Raw genomic sequence first — 24,283 nt, forward strand, 5'->3', positions numbered from 1 at the left:
TAGGCTGTTTTTTGGCTATAACCGGTTTTAGCCAAGCGCCATTACGTCCGATTAATGATATATACTATGAAGCCATTGCAGTAAAAAGCTCTGATCCAGATTTAAGCCAAGAGTTATTATTTAAATTAAATTATCGACGTGACGAACTCACAGAAGCACAGCGCATAGAATTAGTCTATTTAACAGGTTATCTTGAAACCATGCGCGGCAAGTACTACCGCGCCTTAGATGTGCACGAACATTTAACCTTAAGTGATAAACCGCACATTGTATTTAGAGCTTACGCTAATATGCTGCAAATAAAAATGTTAATGCGCGATTATGGCGGGGCAGCAGAATATGTACCTAAAATATTGGCTATTATGAACGATGACTCTGCTAGCTTACCAAGTAACACTCTGCATAATACCTTGATCGGTTTAATTGGGTTTTATAATCAACTTGGACAATTTGAGCAAGCACTGCCATATATTGAAAAACTGTTTAGCTATTCATTAACGCCAAGAGAGCAATGTTTTGCTAATGCTCAACGTACTCAAATAGAGGTTAAATTAGGCAAAATTACCCTTACAGATGAAAGTATTTTATCGACAAAAAATTTATGTTTGAGTATAGGTGAGGAAGTAGTAGTACAAAACTACATTGCTGATTTAGCCCTTATTTATATTGAGCAACAACAATACCAAGGTGCCATCAACCTAATAAATACCGAGTTAGAGCGTTCAAATGCTATCTACTCTAGCTTAAATAAAGCCGAATACAACGCGTATTTGGCTTGTAGCTATATGCATTTAGGCGACTTAGTGCTTGCTAAGAAATACGCGTTAGAAACTCTTAATCACGTGGCAAATATTAAAGAGCCTTTACCTAAAACATGGGCATACGATGTGTTATATGAACATGCGCTAGCTCATGATAATCACCTTGAGGCGATAGAATATTTAAAACTTTATAGCGCTGCCAATGATGAGTTAACACAAATTGTTCATTTAAAAGCCTTAGGAATAGAGCAAGGTAATCAAGGTCTTAAACCAATAGAAAAAGATGTTAGCCTTTATAAAAAGCGCCTAAAATTAAATGATGCGATGCAGGCGGTTGAGCAAGAAGGTAATATATCTTTTCGTCGTTATCGGTTAATACAAATAACCTTAGAAGTATTGTTTTTATTGTTTATCGGTTATCAGTTCTATTCTATGTATCGTGTAAGACAAAGCATTAAACTTGCTCGTAAAAACTTAGCTTATGACCCAACGACTAAAGCATTTCAACGACACGCATTTATCAGCAAAGCAGAAGATAAACTTAGCCAGCAGCAAAGCGAAAATACGCCGTGCGGTTTATTAATTTTCAATATAGATGATATGAATCGTATTAACTTAATTCATAATAGTGATCGTGGCGATTGGGTGATAAAACATGGATTACAAGCTTGCTTAAACGTATGCACTAAAGGCGAAATTATAGGCCGACTTGGTGGTGACGAGTTCGCCATACTAATTCCAGAGCGATCATTGCCACAAATAAAGTCATTTGCGAATAAAATATTAACCGTATTTCAGCAATTGGACACTTCGAAAGTAAGTTACCGGTTTGATAGTTTTTGCAGCATTGGCTTAACCAGCACTCAAACAAGCGGCTATCAGTTAAAAGATTTAATTAAAGATGCTGATGTCGCACTACGCAGTGCGAAAGCTCAAGGCAAAAATCGTGTAGTTTATTTTGATCAACTTGCGCCACACCAGTAATGCTATAACAAGTCAGTTAAGCTTTTAATCAGGCTTACTGACTTGCTATAAATACAAGCTTATAGAAACTTGACTAGCTGTAGAGGCTTTCCATATAGCTTTCAAGGATGAGCACCGCAGATTGGCAGTCGATATTATCTTTTTGCAAATTGCGGTAACCACCTTGAGCAAATAATTGCGCTTTAGCGTCTGCCGTTGTTAAACGCTCATCTTGTAGTTCGGCTTTAATGCCAAAGCGCCCGGTTAGGCGGTTAGCAAATTTACGAGCTCTAGCAGTAATAGGTTGTTCGGTGCCATCCATATTAAGGGGCAAGCCAATCACTAATAAGTCAGGCTGCCACTCCTTTATTATTTTTTCAAGATCGCCCCAGTTAGGAATACCGTCTTTAGCTTTTATAGCTTTTAGCGGGGAAGCCGTGCCGGTAATTTCTTGACCAGTTGCTATACCAATATAGCTAGTACCAAAATCAAAACCAAGTAAGGTGCGCTGTCCTTCACTAGCCATGTTAACTCCTACGAGCTTTATCAGTTAAAGCCATTGTAGATGGGCACGACAAGATTATTGCCTTGATCATAAACGCGCTTCAATCATTAAGCGTTTCATATCACGAACTGCAGTATCTAAACCATCGATTGCAGCACGGGCAATAATCGCGTGGCCAATATTAAGCTCAATAATTTCTTCAATCGCCGCGATTGGTTTAACATTAAAGTAATTTAAACCGTGACCAGCATTTACTTTCAAGCCTATACTTGCCGCATACTTTATACCTTTAGTAAGGCGTTCTAATTCTGCAAGTTGTTCATCTTCAGTTGGCGCATCGGCATAGCAACCAGTGTGTATTTCAATAAATGGAGCGCCAGAAGCTTTGGCAGCATCAATTTGTGCAAAATCAGCGTCAATGAACAAACTAACTAAAATATTTTCATTAGCTAAACGAGTAACGGCATCGGTAATTTTATCTAGTTGGCCTGCAACATCTAAACCGCCTTCAGTAGTTAGCTCTTCACGTTTTTCGGGTACGAGACAACAAAATACAGGCTTTACTTGGCAAGCGATATTAAGCATTTCTTCAGTAACAGCCATCTCTAAGTTCATACGAGATTGGATAGTTTGTGCCATTACTTGCACGTCTCGGTCATTGATGTGACGGCGATCTTCACGAAGGTGAATAGTGATGCCATCAGCACCGGCATGTTCGGCTACTGAGGCAGCATGGGCAGGATCAGGATATGTTGTACCGCGTGCTTGTCGCAGAGTTGCGATGTGATCAACATTAACACCTAATAAAATATCGCTCATTATATTTGTCTCTATAAATATTCTTAGCTTAATAGTGATTTATTTAGCTAAGCGGTTAAAAAATAATTTTCTACTGTTTAATGGTTTATTACCAAGGTATAACTGCAAAACTTGTCGCATCAATTGTTTGCAGGTTAATAATACGTTTGCATCGCTAAAATTACCATGACCAATTTGCTGTAAATGCAATTGTTTATAACTAGGAAAGTTCAATGTGCCGTCGGCGCGTATAAAGCCCTGCTCGGGAATAAAATGCCAATACACTGGCTTAGGTTCATTTATGCGAAATGTATTACTATCTTGCGGGTTTGCCAGCAAATATTGGCCATCATCAGCTAAGGTTTGGTCTGCTTCTGAAGAGTCTGCATCTTGCTCTAAGGTAGAAAAGTCTAACGACATACCAAGCTCTTCTAATAAGCTTAATTCAAATCTTCGTAAAACTGGTTCAATACTTTGTTGTTGTGCCAAGGCTTGTATGCTGGTTTGATATAACTGAAAAAGTTGTGGGCATGGAATGTTTTCGGGGAGCAAGCGTACCATTAACTCATTTAAATAAAAGCCGCTATATAAATACTTACTGCTTAATTGTAAGCTTTTTTGCATAGGCTCTATTTGCGATAATGTTTTTAAATCGTTTTGGCCTTTAAGCTCGACTTGTAAACTTGAAAAAGGTTGTAGCAGGCCTTTTTTATTGGATTTTTTACTCTTACCAACATAAACCACAGCGCTAACATGGCCGTGTTCTTCACTGAGTAAATCGACTAATAAACTGCTGTCTCGATAAGGGCGCGAATGTAATAAATAAGCTTGGTGTAATACAACTTCTTTTATTCGCGCCATAGATAACCTTAACCAGCTTTAGGTTTGTTTAACCTAGCCTGAGTAATCGTCGCCATAGCCTAAGCTACGCAGCGCTCGCTCATCATCTGCCCAGCCGCTTTTTACTTTAACCCAAGTTTCAAGAAACACTTTACGGTCGAATAACTCTTCCATATCTTTACGTGCTTCACGGCCAATGGTTTTCAGCTTTTCACCTTTGTTGCCGATAACAATACGCTTTTGCGTGTCTCGCTCAACTAAGATCAAGGCATTAACATGGATAGTGCCTTTTTCATCGGTTTTAAATTGTTCAATTTCTACCGTTGTCGAATAAGGTAATTCATCACCGGTAAAACGAATAAGCTTTTCACGTACAATTTCTGAGGCCATAAAGCGTGATGAACGATCGGTAACGTAATCTTCAGGGAACCAAAATTCACCTTCAGGTAAAGCTTGTAAACAAAGGTCGCGGATATGATCGACCTTATCGCCTTTAGCTGCGCTAATAGGCACGATTTGTTGAAAGTTATGCATTGCGCCAAGTTTTTGTAAGTGCGGTAATAACTCTTCTTTATCTTGCACGTTATCAATTTTATTAACGACTAATATCGTAGGTACGCCGCTATTTTTTACTTTCGAAAGCACCAGTTCATCGTCTTCAGTCCAGTTTGTACCTTCAACTAAAAACATGATCATTTCTACTTCAGCAATCGAACTACTGGCTGCGCGATTCATTAAGCGGTTAATGGCACGTTTTTCTTCGTTATGTAGGCCAGGGGTGTCAACTAATACAGCTTGGCTTTCACCTTCAGTTAAAATACCTAAAATACGGTGACGGGTAGTTTGTGGTTTACGCGAGGTAATACTAATTTTTTGCCCAAGCAAGGCATTAAGTAACGTTGATTTACCCACATTAGGACGACCGACAATAGCGATTAAACCACAGCGTTGTGTATCATTAGACATTAAGTAACTCCAAAACTTTTTCAGCGGCGGCTTGTTCAGCCTTGCGACGAGATGTACCTTTGCTAATAATAACGTCCTTAAGACCTTGTACTGAGCAACTTACGGTAAACTCTTGGTTGTGCGACTGCCCTTTAGTATCTGTTACTTCGTAGACTGGCAATGGCTGCTTACGCCCTTGTAAATATTCCTGCAAACGCGTTTTTGGATCTTTTTGAGCAGAGCCTGGCTGGATTTTATTTAAGCGCGCATCAAACCAAGATAAAATTAAACGACGACAGTTATCCATATCTGAGTCTAAAAATATAGCGCCTATAATTGCTTCAACCGCATCTTCTAGGATTGAATCACGACGAAAACCACCACTTTTGAGCTCACCCGGACCTAAAATTAAATAGTCACCTAAATCAAAATCTCTGCCGATGTCAGCTAAAGTAACACCACGAACCAGTGAAGAGCGCATACGCGTTAATTCACCTTCACTTGATTTTGGAAAACGGTCAAATAATTCACGAGCAATCACATAGCCTAAGATAGAGTCGCCTAAGAATTCTAAGCGCTCATTATTTGCTCCTTTAGCACTACGGTGTGTAAGCGCTTGGATTAATAATTGCTTGTCGTTAAATTGATAGCCTAACTTAGAAGTTAAGCGTGATAACTGTATTGGTTTTGACAATTAATTTATTCCGCCAATTCGTTCAAATCGAATCCCTGTTGGGATCCACGTTGGTAAAAAGTCTTCTTCGTTGCGCTCAAAATCAAAACTCATCCAGATTGCAACGGCTTCACCAACTAACTCTTCTTCGGCAACAAAGCCCCAAAAACGACCATCTAAGCTGTTATCGCGGTTGTCACCCATCACTAAATATTGACCTTCAGGTACTAACCATTCACCTTGAGGTAAACCAGGCTGTCTAAAGAAACGTCCTGTTTGTGCCGGGCTATAATTATTGATTAAAATTTCATGTGTTTTATTTGGCATTACCGATTCGTAACGAGACAATGCGGCGCTTTCGCCCTCACCTTTGGCTTTAAATGTGGTAAGAACTTGCTGCATTTCAGGGCAAGGTGTTTTACCCGAGTTACAAGCTGGTTGAATAAAAAGAGTTTTATTACGATAAATAATTCTATCGCCAGGTAAACCAACAACACGTTTAATAAAGTCTACTTTAGGGTTAACCGGGTATTTAAACACGACAACGTCGCCACGCTCTGGTGAGCCAATTTCAAGGAATTTATTACGGGCTACAGGTTCACGCAGACCGTAATTAAATTTATTTACCAGAATAAAGTCGCCATCTAATAACGTTGGCATCATCGACCCGGATGGAATTTGAAATGGCTCGTAAATAAATGAACGTAATATTAAAACAAACGCAATAACAGGAAATACCTGTACTGACGTTTCAACTAACGCATTTGGCTCAGTGATTTTTGCTATCGCTTCTTCGTTAAGAGGTTGCGAGCACTGCTCTTGCGTTGCCGCTAAATTTAACTGGCGCTTAGGTGCATAAACAAATTTGTCTAATGCCCAAACAATGCCAGTTACTATAGTAATAACAACTAAAAACAGTGAAAAATATGCTGCCATGATAATCCTTTATTTACCTAATTTAAGTACTGCTAAAAACGCTTCTTGAGGTACTTCAACGTTACCTACTTGCTTCATGCGTTTTTTACCTTCTTTTTGCTTTTGTAATAGTTTCTTCTTACGAGAAATATCACCACCGTAACATTTTGCAATTACGTTTTTACGTAACTGTTTTACTGTTGTACGGGCAATAACATTGCTGCCGATAGCTGCTTGAATTGCAACATCAAACATTTGACGGTGAATAAGTTCTTTTAATTTTTCTACTAACATTCGACCACGAGAAACTGAATTAGTTCTGTGGGTGATCATCGCTAGTGCATCAACGCGGTCGCCATTAATTAAAATATCACAACGCACCATATCTGACGCTTCAAAGCGAACAAAGTTATAATCTAGAGAAGCATAACCACGACTGGTAGATTTTAATTTATCAAAGAAATCCATTACTACTTCAGCCATAGGTAGCTCGTAAGTAACCGCTACTTGGTTACCATGATAAACCAAGCTCTTTTGCACACCACGTTTTTCAATACATAAGGTAATTACGTTACCTAAATGCTCTTGCGGCACAAGTATATTGGCTTCAACGATTGGCTCACGGATTTCATCAATGTTATTTACTGGCGGTAACTCTGATGGGTTATCAATTGTTACTACCGTGCCATCATTACAAAGTACTTCATAGTTTACCGTAGGCGCAGTAGTGATTAAGTCTAAATCATATTCACGCGATAAACGTTCTTGAATGATTTCCATGTGCAGCATGCCTAAGAAACCACAACGGAAACCAAAACCTAATGCGCCAGAGCTTTCTGGTTCAAAGAATAACGACGCATCGTTTAAGCTTAATTTATTTAGTGCATCACGGAAGTTTTCAAAATCATCAGAGCTAATTGGGAAAATACCCGCATAAACTTGAGGTTTTACTTTCTGAAAACCTGGAAGCACGTCTTCAGATGGATTACGAGTAAGGGTTAATGTATCACCTACTGGCGCACCATGAATTTCTTTAATACCGGCAATGATAAAACCAACTTCACCGGTTTTAAGAATACCCGTGTCGGTTTGTTTCGGCGTAAAAATACCAACTTTATCGATATGGTGAGATTGGCCTGTCGACATAACAGTCATTTTGTCGCCTTTTCTCACTTCACCATGAATAATACGAACTAATGAAACAACGCCTTGGTAGTTATCAAACCAAGAGTCAATAATAAGCGCTTGTAACTTGTCGTCTTTATTGCCTTCTGGTGGTGGGATATTTTCAACGATGCTTTCTAATACATCTTCAATACCAATGCCGGTTTTAGCTGAACATTGCACAGCCTCGGTTGCATCGATACCAATAATGTCTTCAATTTCTTCACTGACGCGATCAGGATCAGCTTGTGGTAAATCGATTTTATTTAAAATTGGAACTACTTCGAGTTCCATATCTAGTGCGGTATAACAGTTAGCTAGCGTTTGAGCTTCAACACCTTGACCGGCATCTACTACTAACAAGGCACCTTCACAGGCCGCAAGAGAGCGCGATACTTCGTATGAGAAATCAACATGACCTGGCGTGTCGATAAAGTTAAGTTGATATACTTCACCGTCTTTGGCTTTGTAGTCTAGAGTAACACTTTGCGCTTTAATGGTAATACCACGCTCACGCTCAATATCCATTGAGTCTAAAACTTGAGCTTCCATTTCACGGGCTTGTAAGCCACCGCAATGTTGAATAAGACGATCTGATAAAGTCGATTTACCGTGATCGATGTGGGCAATAATAGAGAAATTACGTATGTGCTTCATAGTTGAGCTTTTAAATTCGATAATAATAGAACAATAATTTCGTGATTTTACAGAATTTCGAAGCTTGGGGCTATCTTTACTTGCAGCTTTGCCGATAATTTGGGCAAAAATATGTTTTTTTTAGTTAAATTTGCTTCACCGGGATGGTATTTGCGCATTTACGCATGATTTTAGGCTGTAAGTTTGCGGCAACTTGAGTATTACTTTGTCGATATTTAGCAAGATAAAAACCTAATAAAGCCCCTATCACGGCAAAAAACAGAGCAAATAGTTCATGCAATTCATATGATTCAACCAAGGTAAATTGGCCAAATGCAGCAAAAAGCACTAAGCCAAATAAAGGCAGCATATACACTTCAAAGGCACTCGTTAACATTGAATTTTCAGGCAAGCCAAGCACCACTTCATCACCGACATTGAGCTGTAGTGAAGTAGTTAGTTTAGTCGTTAACGCTTTATGAGGAATTGCTTTGGCAATTTGACCACTGCCACAGTCATCTTGCTGATGACAGGAATGACAAGTGGACTTTATCGTGCTTTTAACCGTGATAATATCACCATCAATAGCTGTTACTGTTGCGACTTCTTCAATCATTTTGAATCACATAGGACCATACTATTAGCTTTAATCGCTAAGATTAATTAAAACTTACCGAGTCTGCAATAGCCTTAGCCGTATCCGCAGGAATTTGGCCAACTACGTTTATTTCATAGCCATCGCGCAATTGCGAAAGTAGAACCGTGGCGCCAGCTTGATTAACCGTCATAGGTCGATTGGCTTCACTTGTTTGACTTACGTAAACGGAAATGTCGACTAAACCATCATTGAACATTAACGACTCTACTTGTTGATTAATTCCAGCTAAACGGTTGCGCTTAGTATTAACCAACTCAAAACCAGATGGTAACCAACTTACTTGCCAATGCAGCTCAGGAACTTGTTGTGACACAATTAAGGTTGATGGTAATTCGGCAACAAGTAATTGGTTTAGTGTTTCACTCGATTTTTCAGTAATGGTTAAATGGGTAAATTGGATTTGTTCTAATAAATCACCGTTACGATCAATTAACGCAGCCTTTAATAATAACCCGCTTTGTACATCAAGCCATAACCAATAACCAAAGCGTTGTTTATCTCTGCTTTCTAGGCGGATTAGTTGAGCTGGTCGCCCCAAAATTCGGCTTTTACCAACACTAACAAAGTCATAACTTTGTTGTAGCTTTTCAATGTCACCACTAAATGCCACAGGAATAGGACCACTTATGGCGTCGGCTTTTACCGTATAAGGGTGAAGGTTAGAATTAAAATAGCTGACATTATCATTAACTCGAACTGATTCTTTTCGAGGGCCATTTAATAAGGTCATTAACTCTAGATCGTTACCTTCATCAATGCCATGCAACCAACGGTATGGCTCTGCTCGGTTATTTTTAACAACAACGAACGAGCTATCAAAATTTAAGTTTCGAATTGAATAGGATAAGCGTTGCATCCACTGCAATGCAGTTGGTACTTTTGCTATTTTTTCATCCGTAACAGCTTGTTGTGCTGTAGTTTTTTCATCGATGCTATTTTCAATGATAACTTTTTCGGATGAAAGTTCAGGTGAGCTATTTGGCTCTACGTTTTGCTGGGAAAGCACTGGCATTGCGGTAAATGCCAGTAATATAGAAAGTGTTTTTGATTTCATTAATTTTGATTTGGCTGCTGCGCGTCAATTAATTCTACTTGCTCGGAGTCATCTGTAACAGTAGCTTTTGAATTAAGTTTTGTTTGCATTTGATGATCGGCTAAAATTGCTTGCAGTTTTTGTTGGCGTTCAATCTGCGCTCGCTTTTGCTGTGAAGGTAGTGCTGTATCTTGTCTTGAGTAATTATAACTTACTGGGTCGGCAACACCTCCCATAGGTAGAGGTTGCCAAACTTGCGCTGGCACAGCGGTCATATCATCTGGATTATTTGCTTGTTGCACACCTAATATCATTAAACCGGCAGCAGAAGCGGCGATAGCAAATTGGCCAAGAGGCTTACCTAATTGCACTACTTTAGCTTTAACTTTTTGGCTAACCGATTGCTTAGCTTTAGGTGCTAATAAGGTTGGCTCAGCAGCAATTGCACTGGCTATATTTTGTGATAATTCTGTATCAATAAAGTCGGCAGTTTCTCCGCGCATAATATCTCCAATTAAGTGATATCGGCTCCAGCTTTCATTTAGCTTTTCGTCATCAATCACTTGCTTAAGTAAATCTTCATCTACTTGCTGTTGATCTAATAACGATGATACTGCTTGCAACTTATTTTCATTCATATTTAAACTCACAAAGTGATTATTAGCGTTTTTATTGTAAAGACCAAGTTTGCATTTAACTTTGCAACAAAGGCTTTATCTTTTTATCTACTGCATCTCGAGCTCGAAAAATTCGAGAACGTACAGTACCTACAGGGCAGTCCATTACATTAGCTATTTCTTCATAGCTTAAACCATCGAGTTCTCGCAAATGAATAGCAATTCGCAACTCTTCAGGTAATTGTTCTATTGTTTTAAATATTAACTGACGAATTTCGTTAGTTAACAATAATTTTTCTGGTGACGCATTTTCACGTAAAGCATCACCACTGTCGTATATTTCAGCATCTTCAACTTCAATGTCACTTCCTGGCGGCTTACGAGAGCCTGCCGTTAAGTGGTTTTTCGCCGTGTTAACCGCAATCCGGTATAACCATGTATAAAATTGACTGTCGCCGCGAAAGTTAGCTAGTGCACGATAAGCTTTGATAAATGCTTCCTGAGTAACATCCTGCACATCCGCTTGGTTCTTTACATAGCGCGACACTAAATTCATGACCTTCTGCTGATATTTGCTAACCAACAGGTTAAAGGCGTTTTTGTCACCTTTTTGAACCCGTTCAATCAAAGCCTGGTCTATGTTCTGTTCGCCCATCTGAGCTTTTACCCCTTAACAAGCCAATTAATTTTGGCTAATACTACTTTTATTTTCTAACTTCATGCTTGGGTCGTTTTTCATTTAAGCTCATGACAAACGTATAATTAGGACTGAGGCATAATGAAAAAGTTCGATTTTTATCAATAAAAAAAATAAATTATTAATTTAATTAACAAATAATACGCCAAAAAGCCTATAAAACCGAGGTTTTATTATCTTCACAAATTTAATGATTTTTAATATTAAACTAGAATTATGGCCTAAATAATGTTTTTTAATTATTCTAGCCACAAGTGACTTACTTTACTTTTTACGTTAAAATTTAATTTTCTCATTGCTAACTTTCCACATCTATACATATGAATCAACAACATAACTGTGACGTATTGATTATAGGCAGCGGCGCTGCAGGTTTAACACTAGCTTTAAACCTAGCCAATCATGCCGATGTGATCATTCTCAGTAAAGGCCCTATTAATGAAGGCTCTACCTTTTATGCCCAAGGTGGCATAGCTGCGGTATTTGATGAAAATGATTCTGTTGATGAGCACGTAAATGACACTTTAGTTGCGGGTAATGATATTTGTGACAAAGATATTGTGCAATTTACTGCCGAAAATGGCCGAGAAGCAATGGAATGGTTAATTTCTCAAGGTGTTGATTTTGATCGAGAAAAGCCGACATTAGAAGACTCTAAATATCATTTAACCCGTGAAGGTGGTCATAGCCATCGCCGTATTTTGCACGCTGCCGATGCAACAGGAAAAGCCGTTCAAACCACTTTGGTTGAACAAGTTAAGATGCATTCGCGCATAAGAATTTTTGAGCGTTATAACGCTATTGATTTAATTTGTTCTAAATCTAAGCAAGATAAACAATGTATTGGTGCTTATATTTGGAATCGTAACATTGAAAAAGTTGAGTCAATCCACAGTAAAAAAACAATTCTAGCCACCGGTGGTGCCAGTAAAGTTTATCAATACACCTCAAACCCAGATATTGCTAGTGGTGATGGTATTGCCATGGCTTGGCGCGCAGGTTGTAAAGTAGCGAATATGGAATTTAATCAATTTCATCCAACCTGTTTATATCACCCACAAGCAAGAACGTTTTTATTAACTGAAGCGCTGCGCGGTGAAGGGGCTATTTTACGCCGACCAGATGGCAGTCGTTTTATGCCAGAGTTTGACGAGCGAGCCGAGCTTGCCCCTCGCGATGTTGTAGCCCGAGCAATCGATTTTGAAATGAAGCGTCTTGGGGCTGATTGTATGTTTTTAGATATTAGCCATAAATCGGCTAAATTTATTAAGCAACATTTCCCTACCATCTATGAAAAAACCTGTGCTTTAGGCATAGATATGACTCGTGAACCCTTGCCTATTGTTCCTGCTGCACACTATACCTGTGGCGGTGTGATGATAGATAAGAATGGCCAAACGGATGTTAATGGTCTTTATGCTATTGGTGAAGTGTCATATACCGGTTTGCATGGCGCTAACCGTTTAGCGAGTAATTCATTACTAGAATGTGTGGTTTTTGCTCGCTCTGCTGCTCAGCACATTGCAGCTACTTTAAATACTAAAGAGAAAATTAAACGCTTACCATTATGGGATGAAAGCCGAGTAACCGATTCTGATGAAGAAGTTGTTATTCAACATAATTGGCATGAGCTACGCTTATTTATGTGGGATTTTGTTGGCATTGTGCGCACGACAAAACGCCTAGAGCGAGCGTTACATCGAGTGCAGTTATTACAATCAGAAATTGAAGAATATTACCGTCACTTTAGAGTCAGCAATAACCTATTAGAACTGCGTAACTTAGTACAAGTTGCCGAGCTCATTATCAATAGCGCGTTAGAGCGTAAAGAAAGCCGAGGCTTGCACTTTACTTTAGACTTCCCTGAGCAATTAGAAGTTTCAGGACCAACAATTTTAACGCCAAAAGGCTAAAACACAAGCCTATACATTAGCCTTTTGCCGCATAACTAAGCGACATAAACGTCGATAAGACCGATTGTTTAAACTGTCTTTAAATACCCAGCAAAACAATTTTTTTGAGTTACGCTCTAGCACTAAACTGCAGCCAAAAGGCAAGATAAAGCTGGCACTGGTAATTTGCCAGTGCTGATCGGCAGCAAAAGTTAACTCTCCACTTTCACTCAACAAAACATTGTTCCCCACTAACAAATTTGACTTAATTTGTTGCTTAAATAAATACCTAAGAAAAAAATATTGCGGCAGGGTTAGTGTTAAAACAATAATAACTATGTACTTGGCATCGAGGGATGCATTTAAGCGATAAAGTAGAGTAAAAAATAGAACTAAAAAAAGTACCGTTAAATATAAAGGTACTTTTGGGGCTATGTTAGAAGGGGTAAAGCTAAGTTTATACTTTGACTCGGTTGAGTATAAGTTGCACCATTTCGTTGAGTTCTTCATCCTTGCACTCCTCGTGTCCCATAAACCAGGCAAATAACTCTGGGTCATCACCTTCAAGTAATCGTTCAAACACCGCCTTGTGTTTGTCTGATAAATCATCCCACGCTTCTTCCACAAACGGCATAAACAATACATCAAGCTCCAACATACCGCGACGACAAGCCCAACGTAATCTTGCTTTATTATTTGCTAACGACATTTTACACCACATGATTTATCTGAATTTTAATGGCGCTATTATAACAACGAAGAAATCAATTTAACCAGTAATTATAAAATTATAGCTCACATTATTTAGTCTAAGGAACTTGATTTTTTTGCCACTCGCCCCTATTACTGTTTCTATACAATAAATACTAAGAAAACTTATGAATATTGATTCAAGTTTACCCACTAAAGAGCAACTACCAAGTAGCTTTGCCATTTATGCTGATAATTTATCAGCAATTAGTGTTACCGGCGAAGAAGCTGATAAATACCTGCAAGGGCAACTTACTTGTGATGTAAATCAATTAGCAGAAAAGCATTTATTAGTTGGCGGTCATTGTGACGCCAAAGGTAAGTTGTTTTCAGCATTTAGGTTAATTAATCATTTTGAGCAACGCTTGTTAATTCAAAATAAACTAGCATTGAACGAGTCATTAGCACAACTAAATAAGTTTGGCGTTTTTGCTAAAGTTGATATTAATGAAGCGACTGACTTAGATTTTTTAGCTTTAGTCGGTGATGAGGCGAAAGCATTTATTAATGATAATTTTCATAGTGTCCCAGACTCATTCAATCCGGTAGTTAATGATAACGGCGTAAGCATTGTTTATATTTGTGGTGCAACAAACCGTTATTTAATTATTGCTAAGCAAGACAAAGTAAAAGCGTTAGCGAGTGCAACTAATCTGCCTGTTTTTGGCCAAAAAGTTTGGAGCTTATTAGAGATAACTTCAGGTTTTGTTGATATGAATGCAGCAAGTGTGAACGAGTACGTGCCACAAATGCTTAACCTGCAGTTAGTTAACGGCATCAGTTTTACTAAGGGCTGCTACCTTGGACAAGAAACCGTTGCACGTATGAAGTACTTAGGTCGCAATAAAAAGGCTTTATACGCTCTGCAAACCACAGGTGATACTAAGTGGCAACTTGACGTTGAAATTAATGAACAATCGGCTTTAGAAAAGCAACTTGGCGATAATTGGCGTAATGCGGGTAATATAATTTCTCATTATCAAGCCGATGACGGTACAATCTATGTGCAAGCTGTACTTGCCAACGATACAGAAGAGAATGCGGTATTGCGTTTGAAACATCAAAACGGAATTAAGTTTTCATTGATGCCACTACCTTATTCTTTACAAGAGTCATAAGACTCTTTTTAAAATTAAATTTACAAATTTCTATATTATTAATACTTACATAAACCAGGATTTAAAATGAAAATTGAAAACAACAAAGTTGTTAAAATGCACTACGCAGTGATGGACAGCGAAGAAACTCTTATCGACAGTTCATACGATCATCAGCCGCTTGAATTTATTCAAGGTGTAGGCTTTTTAATTCCTGGTCTAGAAAAAGCTATGCTTGGTAAAGTTGTTGGCGATAAATTCGTTGCTGACGTACCAGCTGTAGAAGGTTACGGCGAACGTGAAGAAGGTTTTGTACAAACAGTTCCTCAAGAAATGTTTGCAGGTATCGAAGACTTAGATGTTGGCATGCAACTGCGCGCAACAACAGACGAAGGCGAGCAAACAGTGATTGTTATTGGTATGGAAGATGACATGATCACCGTTGACGGTAACCACCCTCTTGCCGGTATCGACTTAAAATTTGAAGTAGAAGTGTTAGAAATACGCGACGCTACTGAAGAAGAAATTGCTCACGGTCACCCACACGGCGAAGGTGGCTGTGGACATAACCACTAAGCTTTAACGATATAAAAATTTCAAAGGTACATTGCAAGTTCAGTTATGTGCCTTCTTTTTATCTTCCCCAATTTAGATCCCCCCTTTATTTACAGCGAATCAGATAAAAACATTACGTTTTAACAGCCTTAAAAGGTTTGTATTTGTATGATTTATTAAAATAATTTACTTCACTATATTTCACCGATATTACTCAACAAAATAACGGCTACTTTTAAAAATACCTCCCACAAGCTCTTGACTGGTTAGTCAAAAAAGATACAACTATCTTTTTAATCTACATAACTATAGAAATTCTAAGCTTAGCGAAAATAACCATCAACAGCACGCTCTGCCCTAGAAAGTAAAAACAAAAAAATGCCGCTATTAATTAGCGGCATTTTTAACACAATGTTTAAAACATTAATCTACAACTGCAAGATTATTAGTCTTTTTGAACTGTTGCTTCAGCAGAGCTTGAGTAAGTGGTACTCAAATCATCACCTTCAACATACATTTCAAAGTCTTCAGATAGAATCGTCGCATCATTTGCATCAGCAATCATGATGTCATCAGCTAGTAATTCTTTTGCTGACTCTTTCGAAGAGCTACCAATACGGATTTGATACGTTTCTGTTGCTGTACCTGTATTAATTGCAACATACGGACCGAAGAACGTTGTACCACCATCAATTGAAACTGAGTAACCCGTTGCAGTCCATTTAAGTACTACATTAATATCAGTATCATCTGCAAACGTTAAGCCTTCGATAATTTGTTGAGATTTTGCTGCATCACGATATTTAACAGTACCATCATTAGTTAAAATAATTTCACCCGTTAGGTTACTTGAAGAGGCAGAGCCACCGTAAACACTAATATAAGCGGTATTATCTTCGCTAACATCTGGTGTAGCAGTGAAGCCATCAATTGCTTGTAATTTAAGGGTTGCAGAAATAGAACCTTCAGCAAGTGCAGCCGTCGTTAAACGTAACTCAGCATCAGCCGTTGTGGTTGTATCAGCCATTCTTGCAACAAGGTTTATCGAGCTATCAATGCTTCTTACTGTTGCTTCAGCAGAACTTGAATACGTTGTGCTTAGGTCTTCACCGTCAGCATAAAGTTCGAAGTCCTCATTTAGAATTTCCGTATCATTGGCATCAGCAATCACGATGTCATCAGCAAGTAATTCTTTAGCTGACTCTTTCGAAGAGCTACCAATACGGATTTGATACGTTTCTGTTGCTGCACCTGTATTAATTGCAACATACGGACCGAAGAACGTTGTACCGCCATCAATTGAAACTGAGTAACCCGTTGCTGTCCATTTAAGCACTACATCAATATCAGTATCATCACTATACGTTAAGCCAACAATTGTTTGTTGAGATTTTGCTGCATCACGGTATTTAACAGCGCCATTACTAAAGACAATTTCACCTGTTAGGTTACTTGAAGAAGCAGAGCCACCGTAAACACTAATATAAGCGGTATTATCTTCGCTAACATCTGGTGTAGCAGTGAAGCCAGCAATTGCTTGTAACTTAATGGTTGTAGAAATAGAACCTTCAGCAAGTGCAGCTGTCGTTAAACGTAACTCAGCATCAGCAGTTGTGGTTGTATCAGCCATTCTTGCAACATGGTTAATACTAGTTCCAGCTAGGGTTCTAACTGTTGCCTCAGCAGAGCTACCGTAAGTAGTACTTAGATCTTCACCGTCAGCATAAAACTCAAAGTCTTCATTCAGAATTTCCGTATCATTTGCATCAGCAATAACGATGTCATCAGCAAGTAATTCTTTAGCTGACTCTTTCGAAGAGCTACCAATACGGATTTGATACGTTTCTGTTGCAGTACCTGTATTAATTGCAACATACGGACCGAAGAAGGTTGTACCGCCATCAATTGAAACTGAGTAACCCGTTGCAGTCCATTTAAGCACTACATCAATATCAGTATCATCACTATAGGTTAAGTCAACAATTGTTTGTTGAGATTTTGCTGCATCGCGGTATTTAACAGCGCCATTACTAAAGACAATTTCACCTGTTAAGTTGCTTGAAGAAGCAGAGCCGCCGTAAACACTAATATAAGCGGTATTATCTTCGCTAACATCTGGTGTAGCAGTGAAGCCCGAAATGGCTTGTAACTTAATGGTTGTAGAAATAGAACCTTCAGCAAGAGGATCCGTTGTTAAACGTAACTCAGCATCAGCCGTTGTGGTTGTATCTGCCATTCTTGCAACATTGTTATCACCTGTCGCTACAACTACGGTGCCTGAAATTGTTATAACCAACTCAGCAGTCGTTCCATCAACAGAATCAATTGTAAAAGTATCTGTCTCACGCTCACCAACAATAAGTGCAGCAATAGTTTCGTTGGTAGTATCAAGAGTGTAAGTCCATGAACCATCTTCTAAAATTTCTAGCGTGCCGTATGTACCAGTTTGTGTTGACGGAGAAGCAAAAGCTTCGCCATTATCTGGATCAAGTACACTTACAGCACCTGTTGAGGTAGCTTCATTACTAGCTATAGCACCTGTTAAACCAAAGAATACAGCTGGCGTATTTTCTACTGTACCGTCACCAGAATCAAATACAGTAACTTCTGAGTAGATAGCTAAGCTATACAAGCTGTCAGTACCATCTAAAGTATCACTTACCTTATAACCTTCAAAGTCATCTGAAAATACACTTGTAGTACCTGCGGTATCAGAAAATACCTCAATGTTGTCTACATAGAAAGAACCAAAAGGAATCGTTCTATCATTATCACCAAATCTAAATTGGATAGATTTCACACCATCAGCGAACCACTGGTCTAAATTTGTAAAATCCGAGTCAACAACTGCTGCAGTAGAGAAAGCACCGCCACCAATCACTTGACCATCAATAGTTACAGTGATTTGTTCAGCTGCATCTAAATTCCATGTAATATCTACTTCGTGAAACTGATCTTCAACAAATGGTGCAGTGATGATATCACCAGGATAGGCGTCACTGTCAGTATTTCGAACAAAGAAACGAGGGGCTACCGGAGCATCATCAATAGTCTGGTTACCTTGAATACGCAGGTCTATTAACGATTCACTTGAACTACCAGATGAACCATAAAGCGTAATATAAGCATCTTTCACATTTCCATCACTACCAAGAGCAACCTCTTTAGTGAAAGTTGCAGTCAGTTTACCTTTACGAAGGTTATCAACCCTAAATCTAATTTCACCCGTATCGCCACCTGTATCCGATATTTTTGCAACCTGAGTAAGCGCAGCTACACGAATCTGAATTTGAGCAGAGGTGCCATCTATAGAAGCGATAGAGACATAATCATTTACAGAATCTCCTAATGCAAGGCTAGCCACAGTATCGTTTTCAGTGTTAACTTTATATGACCAAACACCATTGGCAGTGATACTAAATGTACCATAATCAAGTGCTACATTAGTTTGAGCAGCAATGGCATCTTCTTCAAAGTTTGGATCTATAACCGTAACTGAACCAGTTAACGGGTCAATTGCAGTATTTCGAACTGTACCTGATAGATCACCCTCAATGATTGCTGCAACCGGGTTATTGTTGTAACCCACAGCAGCGCCTATCGCGTCAAGTAAGAGCTCATCAACAGAGCCAGCAACTTCTGATGTAGTTTGCAGATTAATTTGTGCTGTTTCAAATGTAGTTAAAGACTCTTCAGAAAAAGAACCATCTGCAATGTCAGTAGCCAGAGCTTCCATAACCGCAGATATGTCCATATCTTCGTTGTCAGCATCAAGTTGAGATAAAAGTGCTAACACAGAGCCGTATCTATCGTTCTCTTCCGCGCCATCGGCACCAAGGTCAACATTACCTACTGCAGTAGGAAGTACTTCTGTTATATCAAAACGAATGCCAAAGCGACGGTTCATGATTGCAGCTTCATCGGCGAACTGGTTTAAATCACTAGCAGCGTTTTGAACAGCCATTTCGGTTAAAGGAGAAACAACATAGGTCGGTGGTGGTAGTAGTATTTCTTTACCATCATCATCTGTCTCAACAATATTTTCAACTACACTGACAACAGATCTTAGTTGCGGTGCATCTAAGGTTAAACCTGTCGACTCATCCGTATAAGTACCGCCTGTACATGTAATTAAACCAACGCCTTCGAAGTGTACATTGTTAAATGTAACACCACCTGAACCGTCAGAAGTTGCAGTGCCTTGCGCAGGAAGAACCGCAGCACCACTTTCATCAACGGCAAATATGTCACAACTTGCACCATCAACAGGACCTTTGATAATGCTAGCAGTAACATTCAAGGTTGGGTTGATAGCAGGTGTGGATGCACCAACACCTTCTGTAAAGCCTGCATCATCGGTATATCTAGCAGAAACAGTAATTACTGAGCCTTCATCAGCTTCGGTAATTGTGTAAGATGTGCCGGTAGTACCGGTTGACCAAACGTAGGTAATAGTATCGGCTTGAATTCCGTCTGCATCACTAGCTACTGCAGAAAGTGTAGCGCCAGCGAAAAAGTCGCTTCCAATTATTTCGATGTTACCACGTGTATTGCCATCCAGTGCAGCATTATCATCACCACCACAACCTACTAAGGTTGTCGCGATGATAACGGATATAAGTGATTTCTTAATCATGTTTTCTACTCCAAAAAATCTTATTATTTTCAAATTTAGCTTGTTATAACTAAGTACTTTGTTTGTCTAGTACTTAACGCTTATACCCGCGAATAGGCGAGGGCCATAGTCACTTACTTGACCTAAGTTACCTTCAGTATAGAAGTCATCAGAACGATGTTCGCTAAACAAGTTAATTGCTGAAAATTTAACTCGAACGTGTTTATCGATTTTGTAAGATGCACGAGCTTCCCAAACACCAGCCTCATCAACATAACGCAGTCTTGTGCCGTTAGAAGTGTAAGGTTGGAAGTATTCGCTACGATACTTGTAGATAAGCGCGGTATCAAAATCGCCAATTTGGTAGTAAACCTGTCCATTAAATACATGCTCAGAAAATCCAGGTACGGAGCCAGGAGGAACAATACCTTTGGTAAGCTGAGTGGTTACACCATCTAAATCAGTAGTAAAAGTATCACCGTAGTTACTATCTTCAAATTCAAAGTTTGTATCTGCATAGTTATAACCAAGCTTCACACCAACGCCAGAATCCCAACGATAAGAAAATGACGCTTCTAACCCTATCAAGTCACTTTCTTCGTCACTAGTTACTGAATTAGTAATAGGTAAAGCTACTTCCACACCGTCAACAATAAAATTCTCTAACTCGGTTTGCTGTTGGAAACCGCCATTGAATTGCTTGTAATAAACACCTACCGCTACAATAGAGTCATCGCTCGGGTACCATTCAACAGCAGCATCATAGTTCCATGACATTAGTGGCTGAAGGTCTGGATTACCAGAGCCATTAACACCCACTAACAAGTCTTCAACTGATTCAGGAGTATCTGATTCATCGGTTACGAATGTGCGGCTATACCCCATATCAGATGGATCTGCACGTGACATACCTCGGTAAATACCGGCTCTTAGGATAATATCTTCATCATAATCAACTACTAAATTAAAACTTGGTAATACTTCTGTGTAATCACCGCCACTTTTAATTTTTTCTATAGTACCGTTTGTTACTAGACTGACCTCTCCTGTCACTGGATCAGTGACAACGTCAAAACCTTCTCTAAAACCAATAGAAGTAACCTCAGTATCAACTACTCGAACACCAAAATTACCACGAATAAATTTACCAAACATTTCAGTGTCGTAGCTAAGCATTGCGTAAGCAGCCGTTGTTTCTTCTGTTACGTCAATAGTACCCGTACTCTCGTATACAACCTCTGGGTATGCGAATTGTCCGCCTGCAGATGCTGCTACTGATTGAGAGAAACATTTGTTATCGTAAGTTGCCCACGAAGAGCCTGTACCGCTTTCTACAACATTACCTGAAGTGTCAACATGGGTAATAATATCACCGTCAGATACAGTAGATAAAAAATCAGACTCAGGGAAGTCTATTTGACAACCTTCAAGTACGTCGAGGGCTGATGTTACAGTTTCATCTAATTCATATGTGTCTCTTGAGCCATTACCATTAGTTCCACCAAATTGAACAAACGTTAGTTCTGAAACTCGAACGCCACCTTGAACGCTACTAAAAATATCATGGTCTAGATTATATTCAATATCAATACGAGCACCAATAACTTCGTTATCGCGTACATTTTCTCTATCTATGCGAGTACGAAGATCACTAGTAAAGTTAGAAATATCAGTCACATCAAAATCCGTAACTGTGAATTCTGGAATAGTTGAACCTAAATCCCAAGAAAAGAATGGGCGAGAGCTAGTTCTTCCTCGGTTTGTTATTTGTAGTTCTTCACGGCTTGTTTCAGAATAGCCAAGGTCGACGCTAATTTTTAGGTCATCAGAGAAAAAATGTTCAACGTTCAATCCGTATCCACGATAGTTTTCTTCACGTGAAAACTGCTCGCCCGCGGATTCGATACGTTCTTCACCTTCCCAATGAAGAATAGCGCCAACATCGTTTGTGATCAGATTTTGGCCTGTTACACCCGGTGTAACACGCTTTTGCAAGAAGATTAAATCATGACGAGCTTCAGCTTGAGTACGATCTGAAACTTGCACGTCTAAATTTATATCCCACGCATCTGAGGGTTGGTATTGTAAAGCAAAGAACAAAGCGTCTCTTTCATCAGACGTCTCGTTTTGACGGAAGCTTCTACTTGAACCAGTCCATGCGTATGGTGTACCGTCATCTACTGCAAGACCTGTATCTGGATCAATATCAGTATTATAACCTTCGTTACGCGAACCATCGACGCCATCTTCACAATCGCCCGCTGAGCTACGGAAAAAACCGGTATTGGTATTGGTTGGATCATTCAAACATGCCCACAAAGATGAGCCTGTTGGGCTTGAGCTTCTATATTCAGCTTCTGGCTGGCTAATATCTTGACGTTGAAAACCTACACTCATACCAAGCGCTTGACCGTTATCAAATTCAAATTGGTCAACATAACTTAGTGTTCCACGGTAGCCCAAATCATCTTGAAGTGAATTGTCAACGTTTGCTTGGTCAGGATTGTAGTTAGCTTTTACTTCAGCCTGAAAACGTTGCTTACCAAACTCTAAAGGCTTAAGTGTCTCTAGGGAAATAACACCGGCAACCCCACCTTCAATCATGGAAGCATCTTGTGTTTTATAAATAGCTACTTTCTGCATCAGCTCTGATGGGAACTGAGAAAAGTTAACTGAACGGTCACCACTACCATTGGTCGCTTCTCGGCCATTAATATGTGTCGCACTTAAGAATGGGCCTAAACCACGAATACTGATTTCAGTAGCACCACCATTTTCACGGTGAGATGATGCTCCAGTTAACGACTCTAGCGCCTCACCAATTGAAAGCGCAGGTAAATCACCAATATCTGAAGCAGATAAACCGTCAACAACAGTGGTAGCTTCACGCTTTATTGCAATTTGGTCTTGAATTGTTTTACGTGTACCAACAATTTCTACAACTTCTATATCATTATCGACTGTATCTGGATTTTCAGTTTGGGCTTCTTGCGCTGATGCCGAAAATGCAAAAGAGCTAGCTGCCGAAGTAATTACGGCAGCTTTTATCCATTTTGCTGTAGGTGAAAGCCTAAACTTCCCTGCCTTGTGGGTGGATTTCTTGTTTTTTCCTAATATTAAGGACATTTCTAGTTCTCCCTTTATTTTTATCATTGCAAGCCGGTAACTTACATTTATTATCAGTTATATTTACATTTATTATTATTAATTATATTAGAGCAACATCAATTTTAACTAACCGTTAACTTAGCCAACCCAAACCAAAGTGTCAACCAATTTATTGAAAGAGTGGTTACCAAGCAGTATAACCAGTAATGATAGCTACGAGTTAAAAGATAAAAATGAAACATTGATGGGTTAACTGCGCTACAACTTCTATCCTTTATGCTTGTTATGGATATTAGAGAAAGTGGCTTGCACATAATCCCTATCAGCACCTTCATTGTGTTGGTTATAAACACCAGCTTTAAAGTACATATACTGGTTACCAGCACGGTAATCACTATCTTTAATATCGGAGTGTTTAGTAATATTAAGCTTACCTTCGCTGATTATAGTGACGCACTGCACTTCGTCTTCTACGGTTATTGTATATGAGAATTTTTCGTTCAAGGCGGTGCCGCTATAACCAATTTATAAGGAAGAACTTAGCGATAGGTATAACCAGGAATTGCGGATATGAGTAAAAAGATACAAATGAAACATTGATTGGTTAACTGCGCTAAAACTTATATCCTTTATACATGTGTTGGATATGATAGAAAGTGGTTTGCATATTATCAGCATCAGCGACGTCATTGTTTAGGTTATAAACACCCGTTATAAAGTAAATATAGTGGTTACCAGCTCGGTAACCACTATATTTCATATCGTAATGCTTAGTAATATCAAGCTTACCTTTCCTGATTATAGTGACGAATAACACATCGTCTTCTGCGGATATTTTATAAGAGAGTTTTTCGCTTAGGCGACACCTTTATAACCAATTCACCATAAAGCACTTACCAAAAAAACATAACCAGTAATTGTGGCTACGAATTAAAAGATACAAATTAAAATTGATGGGTTAACTGCGCTAAAACTTATATACTTTATGCATGTTATGGATATTATTGGTCATTGTTGTTATGTGGTTGATACCTTACTTATCCCTAAAAAACGTTCCATGT

The 24,283-nt window shown here is 39.0% G+C and carries 20 protein-coding genes and 1 pseudogene; 4 read left to right on the top strand and 17 right to left on the bottom strand.

The annotated features are described in order from the left end of the window. The first annotated feature begins 11 nt into the window (after nt 1-11). Nucleotides 12-1,745 (top strand): GGDEF domain-containing protein, encoded by a 1,734-nt coding sequence (locus tag FNN08_RS12400; protein WP_185962656.1) that lies wholly within the window; start codon nt 12-14, stop codon nt 1,743-1,745. Nucleotides 1,746-1,818: 73 nt separating this feature from the next. On the opposite strand, the gene ruvX is transcribed toward FNN08_RS12400, so the two are convergent. From ruvX to rpoE, 11 genes are all read right to left on the bottom strand, one after another. Continuing rightward, nucleotides 1,819-2,250, bottom strand: a complete 432-nt coding sequence (gene ruvX, locus FNN08_RS12405) for a Holliday junction resolvase RuvX (RefSeq protein ID WP_143586242.1) — start codon at nt 2,248-2,250, stop codon at nt 1,819-1,821. A 66-nt stretch (nt 2,251-2,316) separates the two neighbouring features. Next, nucleotides 2,317-3,048: a pyridoxine 5'-phosphate synthase gene (gene pdxJ / locus FNN08_RS12410; RefSeq protein WP_143586244.1), complete on the bottom strand. Its 732-nt coding sequence runs from the start codon at nt 3,046-3,048 to the stop codon at nt 2,317-2,319. Between the two features lie 39 nt (nt 3,049-3,087). After that, nucleotides 3,088-3,888 carry a DNA repair protein RecO gene (gene recO / locus FNN08_RS12415; protein WP_143586246.1) on the bottom strand — a complete coding sequence of 267 codons (801 nt, stop codon included), beginning with the start codon at nt 3,886-3,888 and terminating at the stop codon, nt 3,088-3,090. Between the two features lie 33 nt (nt 3,889-3,921). Then, nucleotides 3,922-4,833 carry a GTPase Era gene (era, locus tag FNN08_RS12420; RefSeq protein ID WP_143586248.1) on the bottom strand — a complete coding sequence of 304 codons (912 nt, stop codon included), beginning with the start codon at nt 4,831-4,833 and terminating at the stop codon, nt 3,922-3,924. After that, complete coding sequence (gene rnc / locus FNN08_RS12425; protein ID WP_143586249.1) at nt 4,826-5,506, bottom strand: ribonuclease III; 681 nt, start codon at nt 5,504-5,506, stop codon at nt 4,826-4,828. Before rnc ends, era begins: the two co-directional genes overlap by 8 nt. Continuing rightward, entirely contained in the window at nt 5,507-6,421 is a 915-nt protein-coding gene (lepB, locus tag FNN08_RS12430) for a signal peptidase I (protein WP_143586251.1), read from the bottom strand. 9 nt (nt 6,422-6,430) lie between these two features. Next, a complete protein-coding gene (gene lepA, locus FNN08_RS12435) occupies nt 6,431-8,221 on the bottom strand; it encodes a translation elongation factor 4 (RefSeq protein WP_143586253.1) in 1,791 nt (596 codons plus the stop codon). 124 nt (nt 8,222-8,345) lie between these two features. Then, nucleotides 8,346-8,816, bottom strand: a complete 471-nt coding sequence (locus FNN08_RS12440; protein WP_143586255.1) for a SoxR reducing system RseC family protein — start codon at nt 8,814-8,816, stop codon at nt 8,346-8,348. Between the two features lie 43 nt (nt 8,817-8,859). Beyond that, a complete protein-coding gene (locus tag FNN08_RS12445) occupies nt 8,860-9,912 on the bottom strand; it encodes a MucB/RseB C-terminal domain-containing protein (RefSeq protein WP_143586257.1) in 1,053 nt (350 codons plus the stop codon). Then, the gene (locus tag FNN08_RS12450; RefSeq protein ID WP_143586259.1) at nt 9,912-10,529 is read right to left on the bottom strand and encodes a sigma-E factor negative regulatory protein; all 618 of its coding nucleotides are present in this window, start codon (nt 10,527-10,529) and stop codon (nt 9,912-9,914) included. Before FNN08_RS12450 ends, FNN08_RS12445 begins: the two co-directional genes overlap by 1 nt. A 55-nt stretch (nt 10,530-10,584) precedes the next feature. Then, nucleotides 10,585-11,163, bottom strand: a complete 579-nt coding sequence (gene rpoE, locus FNN08_RS12455; protein WP_143586261.1) for an RNA polymerase sigma factor RpoE — start codon at nt 11,161-11,163, stop codon at nt 10,585-10,587. A gap of 362 nt (nt 11,164-11,525) precedes the next feature. Here rpoE and nadB point away from each other — a divergent pair, with 362 nt between their 5' ends. After that, nucleotides 11,526-13,118 carry an L-aspartate oxidase gene (nadB, locus tag FNN08_RS12460; RefSeq protein ID WP_185962657.1) on the top strand — a complete coding sequence of 531 codons (1,593 nt, stop codon included), beginning with the start codon at nt 11,526-11,528 and terminating at the stop codon, nt 13,116-13,118. Between the two features lie 9 nt (nt 13,119-13,127). Here the strand turns inward: nadB and FNN08_RS12465 are convergent, their stop codons facing one another. Together FNN08_RS12465 and FNN08_RS12470 are read right to left on the bottom strand one after the other, a co-directional pair. After that, complete coding sequence (locus FNN08_RS12465) at nt 13,128-13,655, bottom strand: protein YgfX (protein ID WP_143586265.1); 528 nt, start codon at nt 13,653-13,655, stop codon at nt 13,128-13,130. Then, the gene (locus FNN08_RS12470; protein ID WP_143586267.1) at nt 13,555-13,806 is read right to left on the bottom strand and encodes a succinate dehydrogenase assembly factor 2; all 252 of its coding nucleotides are present in this window, start codon (nt 13,804-13,806) and stop codon (nt 13,555-13,557) included. The genes FNN08_RS12465 and FNN08_RS12470 overlap by 101 nt, the downstream gene beginning before the upstream one ends. Before the next feature lie 169 nt (nt 13,807-13,975). Here FNN08_RS12470 and ygfZ point away from each other — a divergent pair, with 169 nt between their 5' ends. Further along, nucleotides 13,976-14,965: a tRNA-modifying protein YgfZ gene (gene ygfZ / locus FNN08_RS12475; protein WP_143586269.1), complete on the top strand. Its 990-nt coding sequence runs from the start codon at nt 13,976-13,978 to the stop codon at nt 14,963-14,965. A 66-nt stretch (nt 14,966-15,031) separates the two neighbouring features. Next, on the top strand, nt 15,032-15,520 hold the full coding sequence (locus FNN08_RS12480; RefSeq protein WP_143586271.1) for a peptidylprolyl isomerase: 489 nt from the start codon (nt 15,032-15,034) through the stop codon (nt 15,518-15,520). Between the two features lie 424 nt (nt 15,521-15,944). On the opposite strand, the gene FNN08_RS12485 is transcribed toward FNN08_RS12480, so the two are convergent. The 4 genes and pseudogenes from FNN08_RS12485 to FNN08_RS16650 form a co-directional block, all read right to left on the bottom strand. Then, a complete protein-coding gene (locus FNN08_RS12485) occupies nt 15,945-20,135 on the bottom strand; it encodes a VCBS domain-containing protein (RefSeq protein ID WP_143586273.1) in 4,191 nt (1,396 codons plus the stop codon). Nucleotides 20,136-20,201: 66 nt separating this feature from the next. After that, nucleotides 20,202-23,240: a TonB-dependent receptor gene (locus tag FNN08_RS12490; protein WP_143586275.1), complete on the bottom strand. Its 3,039-nt coding sequence runs from the start codon at nt 23,238-23,240 to the stop codon at nt 20,202-20,204. Between the two features lie 249 nt (nt 23,241-23,489). Beyond that, nucleotides 23,490-23,747, bottom strand: a complete 258-nt coding sequence (locus FNN08_RS12495; protein ID WP_143586277.1) for a polysaccharide lyase family 7 protein — start codon at nt 23,745-23,747, stop codon at nt 23,490-23,492. An 88-nt stretch (nt 23,748-23,835) separates the two neighbouring features. Beyond that, nucleotides 23,836-24,072: pseudogene (locus FNN08_RS16650) on the bottom strand (polysaccharide lyase family 7 protein); the annotation flags it as partial. Nucleotides 24,073-24,283: the final 211 nt, after the last annotated feature.

The sequence above is a fragment of the Thalassomonas sp. M1454 genome (assembly GCF_007097525.1).
Classification (GTDB): Bacteria; Pseudomonadota; Gammaproteobacteria; order Enterobacterales; family Alteromonadaceae; genus Thalassotalea_A.

Bases quoted from the DNA above. Each gene is read 5' to 3' on its own strand.
- ruvX (WP_143586242.1), bottom strand. From the start codon at position 2,250: ATGGCTAGTGAAGGACAGCGCACCTTACTTGGTTTTGATTTTGGTACT.
- pdxJ (WP_143586244.1), bottom strand. From the start codon at position 3,048: ATGAGCGATATTTTATTAGGTGTTAATGTTGATCACATCGCAACTCTG.
- recO (WP_143586246.1), bottom strand. From the start codon at position 3,888: ATGGCGCGAATAAAAGAAGTTGTATTACACCAAGCTTATTTATTACAT.
- era (WP_143586248.1), bottom strand. From the start codon at position 4,833: ATGTCTAATGATACACAACGCTGTGGTTTAATCGCTATTGTCGGTCGT.
- lepB (WP_143586251.1), bottom strand. From the start codon at position 6,421: ATGGCAGCATATTTTTCACTGTTTTTAGTTGTTATTACTATAGTAACT.
- lepA (WP_143586253.1), bottom strand. From the start codon at position 8,221: ATGAAGCACATACGTAATTTCTCTATTATTGCCCACATCGATCACGGT.
- FNN08_RS12440 (WP_143586255.1), bottom strand. From the start codon at position 8,816: ATGATTGAAGAAGTCGCAACAGTAACAGCTATTGATGGTGATATTATC.
- FNN08_RS12445 (WP_143586257.1), bottom strand. From the start codon at position 9,912: ATGAAATCAAAAACACTTTCTATATTACTGGCATTTACCGCAATGCCA.
- FNN08_RS12450 (WP_143586259.1), bottom strand. From the start codon at position 10,529: ATGAATGAAAATAAGTTGCAAGCAGTATCATCGTTATTAGATCAACAG.
- rpoE (WP_143586261.1), bottom strand. From the start codon at position 11,163: ATGGGCGAACAGAACATAGACCAGGCTTTGATTGAACGGGTTCAAAAA.
- nadB (WP_185962657.1), top strand. From the start codon at position 11,526: ATGAATCAACAACATAACTGTGACGTATTGATTATAGGCAGCGGCGCT.
- FNN08_RS12465 (WP_143586265.1), bottom strand. From the start codon at position 13,655: ATGACCCAGAGTTATTTGCCTGGTTTATGGGACACGAGGAGTGCAAGG.
- FNN08_RS12470 (WP_143586267.1), bottom strand. From the start codon at position 13,806: ATGTCGTTAGCAAATAATAAAGCAAGATTACGTTGGGCTTGTCGTCGC.
- ygfZ (WP_143586269.1), top strand. From the start codon at position 13,976: ATGAATATTGATTCAAGTTTACCCACTAAAGAGCAACTACCAAGTAGC.
- FNN08_RS12480 (WP_143586271.1), top strand. From the start codon at position 15,032: ATGAAAATTGAAAACAACAAAGTTGTTAAAATGCACTACGCAGTGATG.
- FNN08_RS12485 (WP_143586273.1), bottom strand. From the start codon at position 20,135: ATGATTAAGAAATCACTTATATCCGTTATCATCGCGACAACCTTAGTA.
- FNN08_RS12490 (WP_143586275.1), bottom strand. From the start codon at position 23,240: ATGTCCTTAATATTAGGAAAAAACAAGAAATCCACCCACAAGGCAGGG.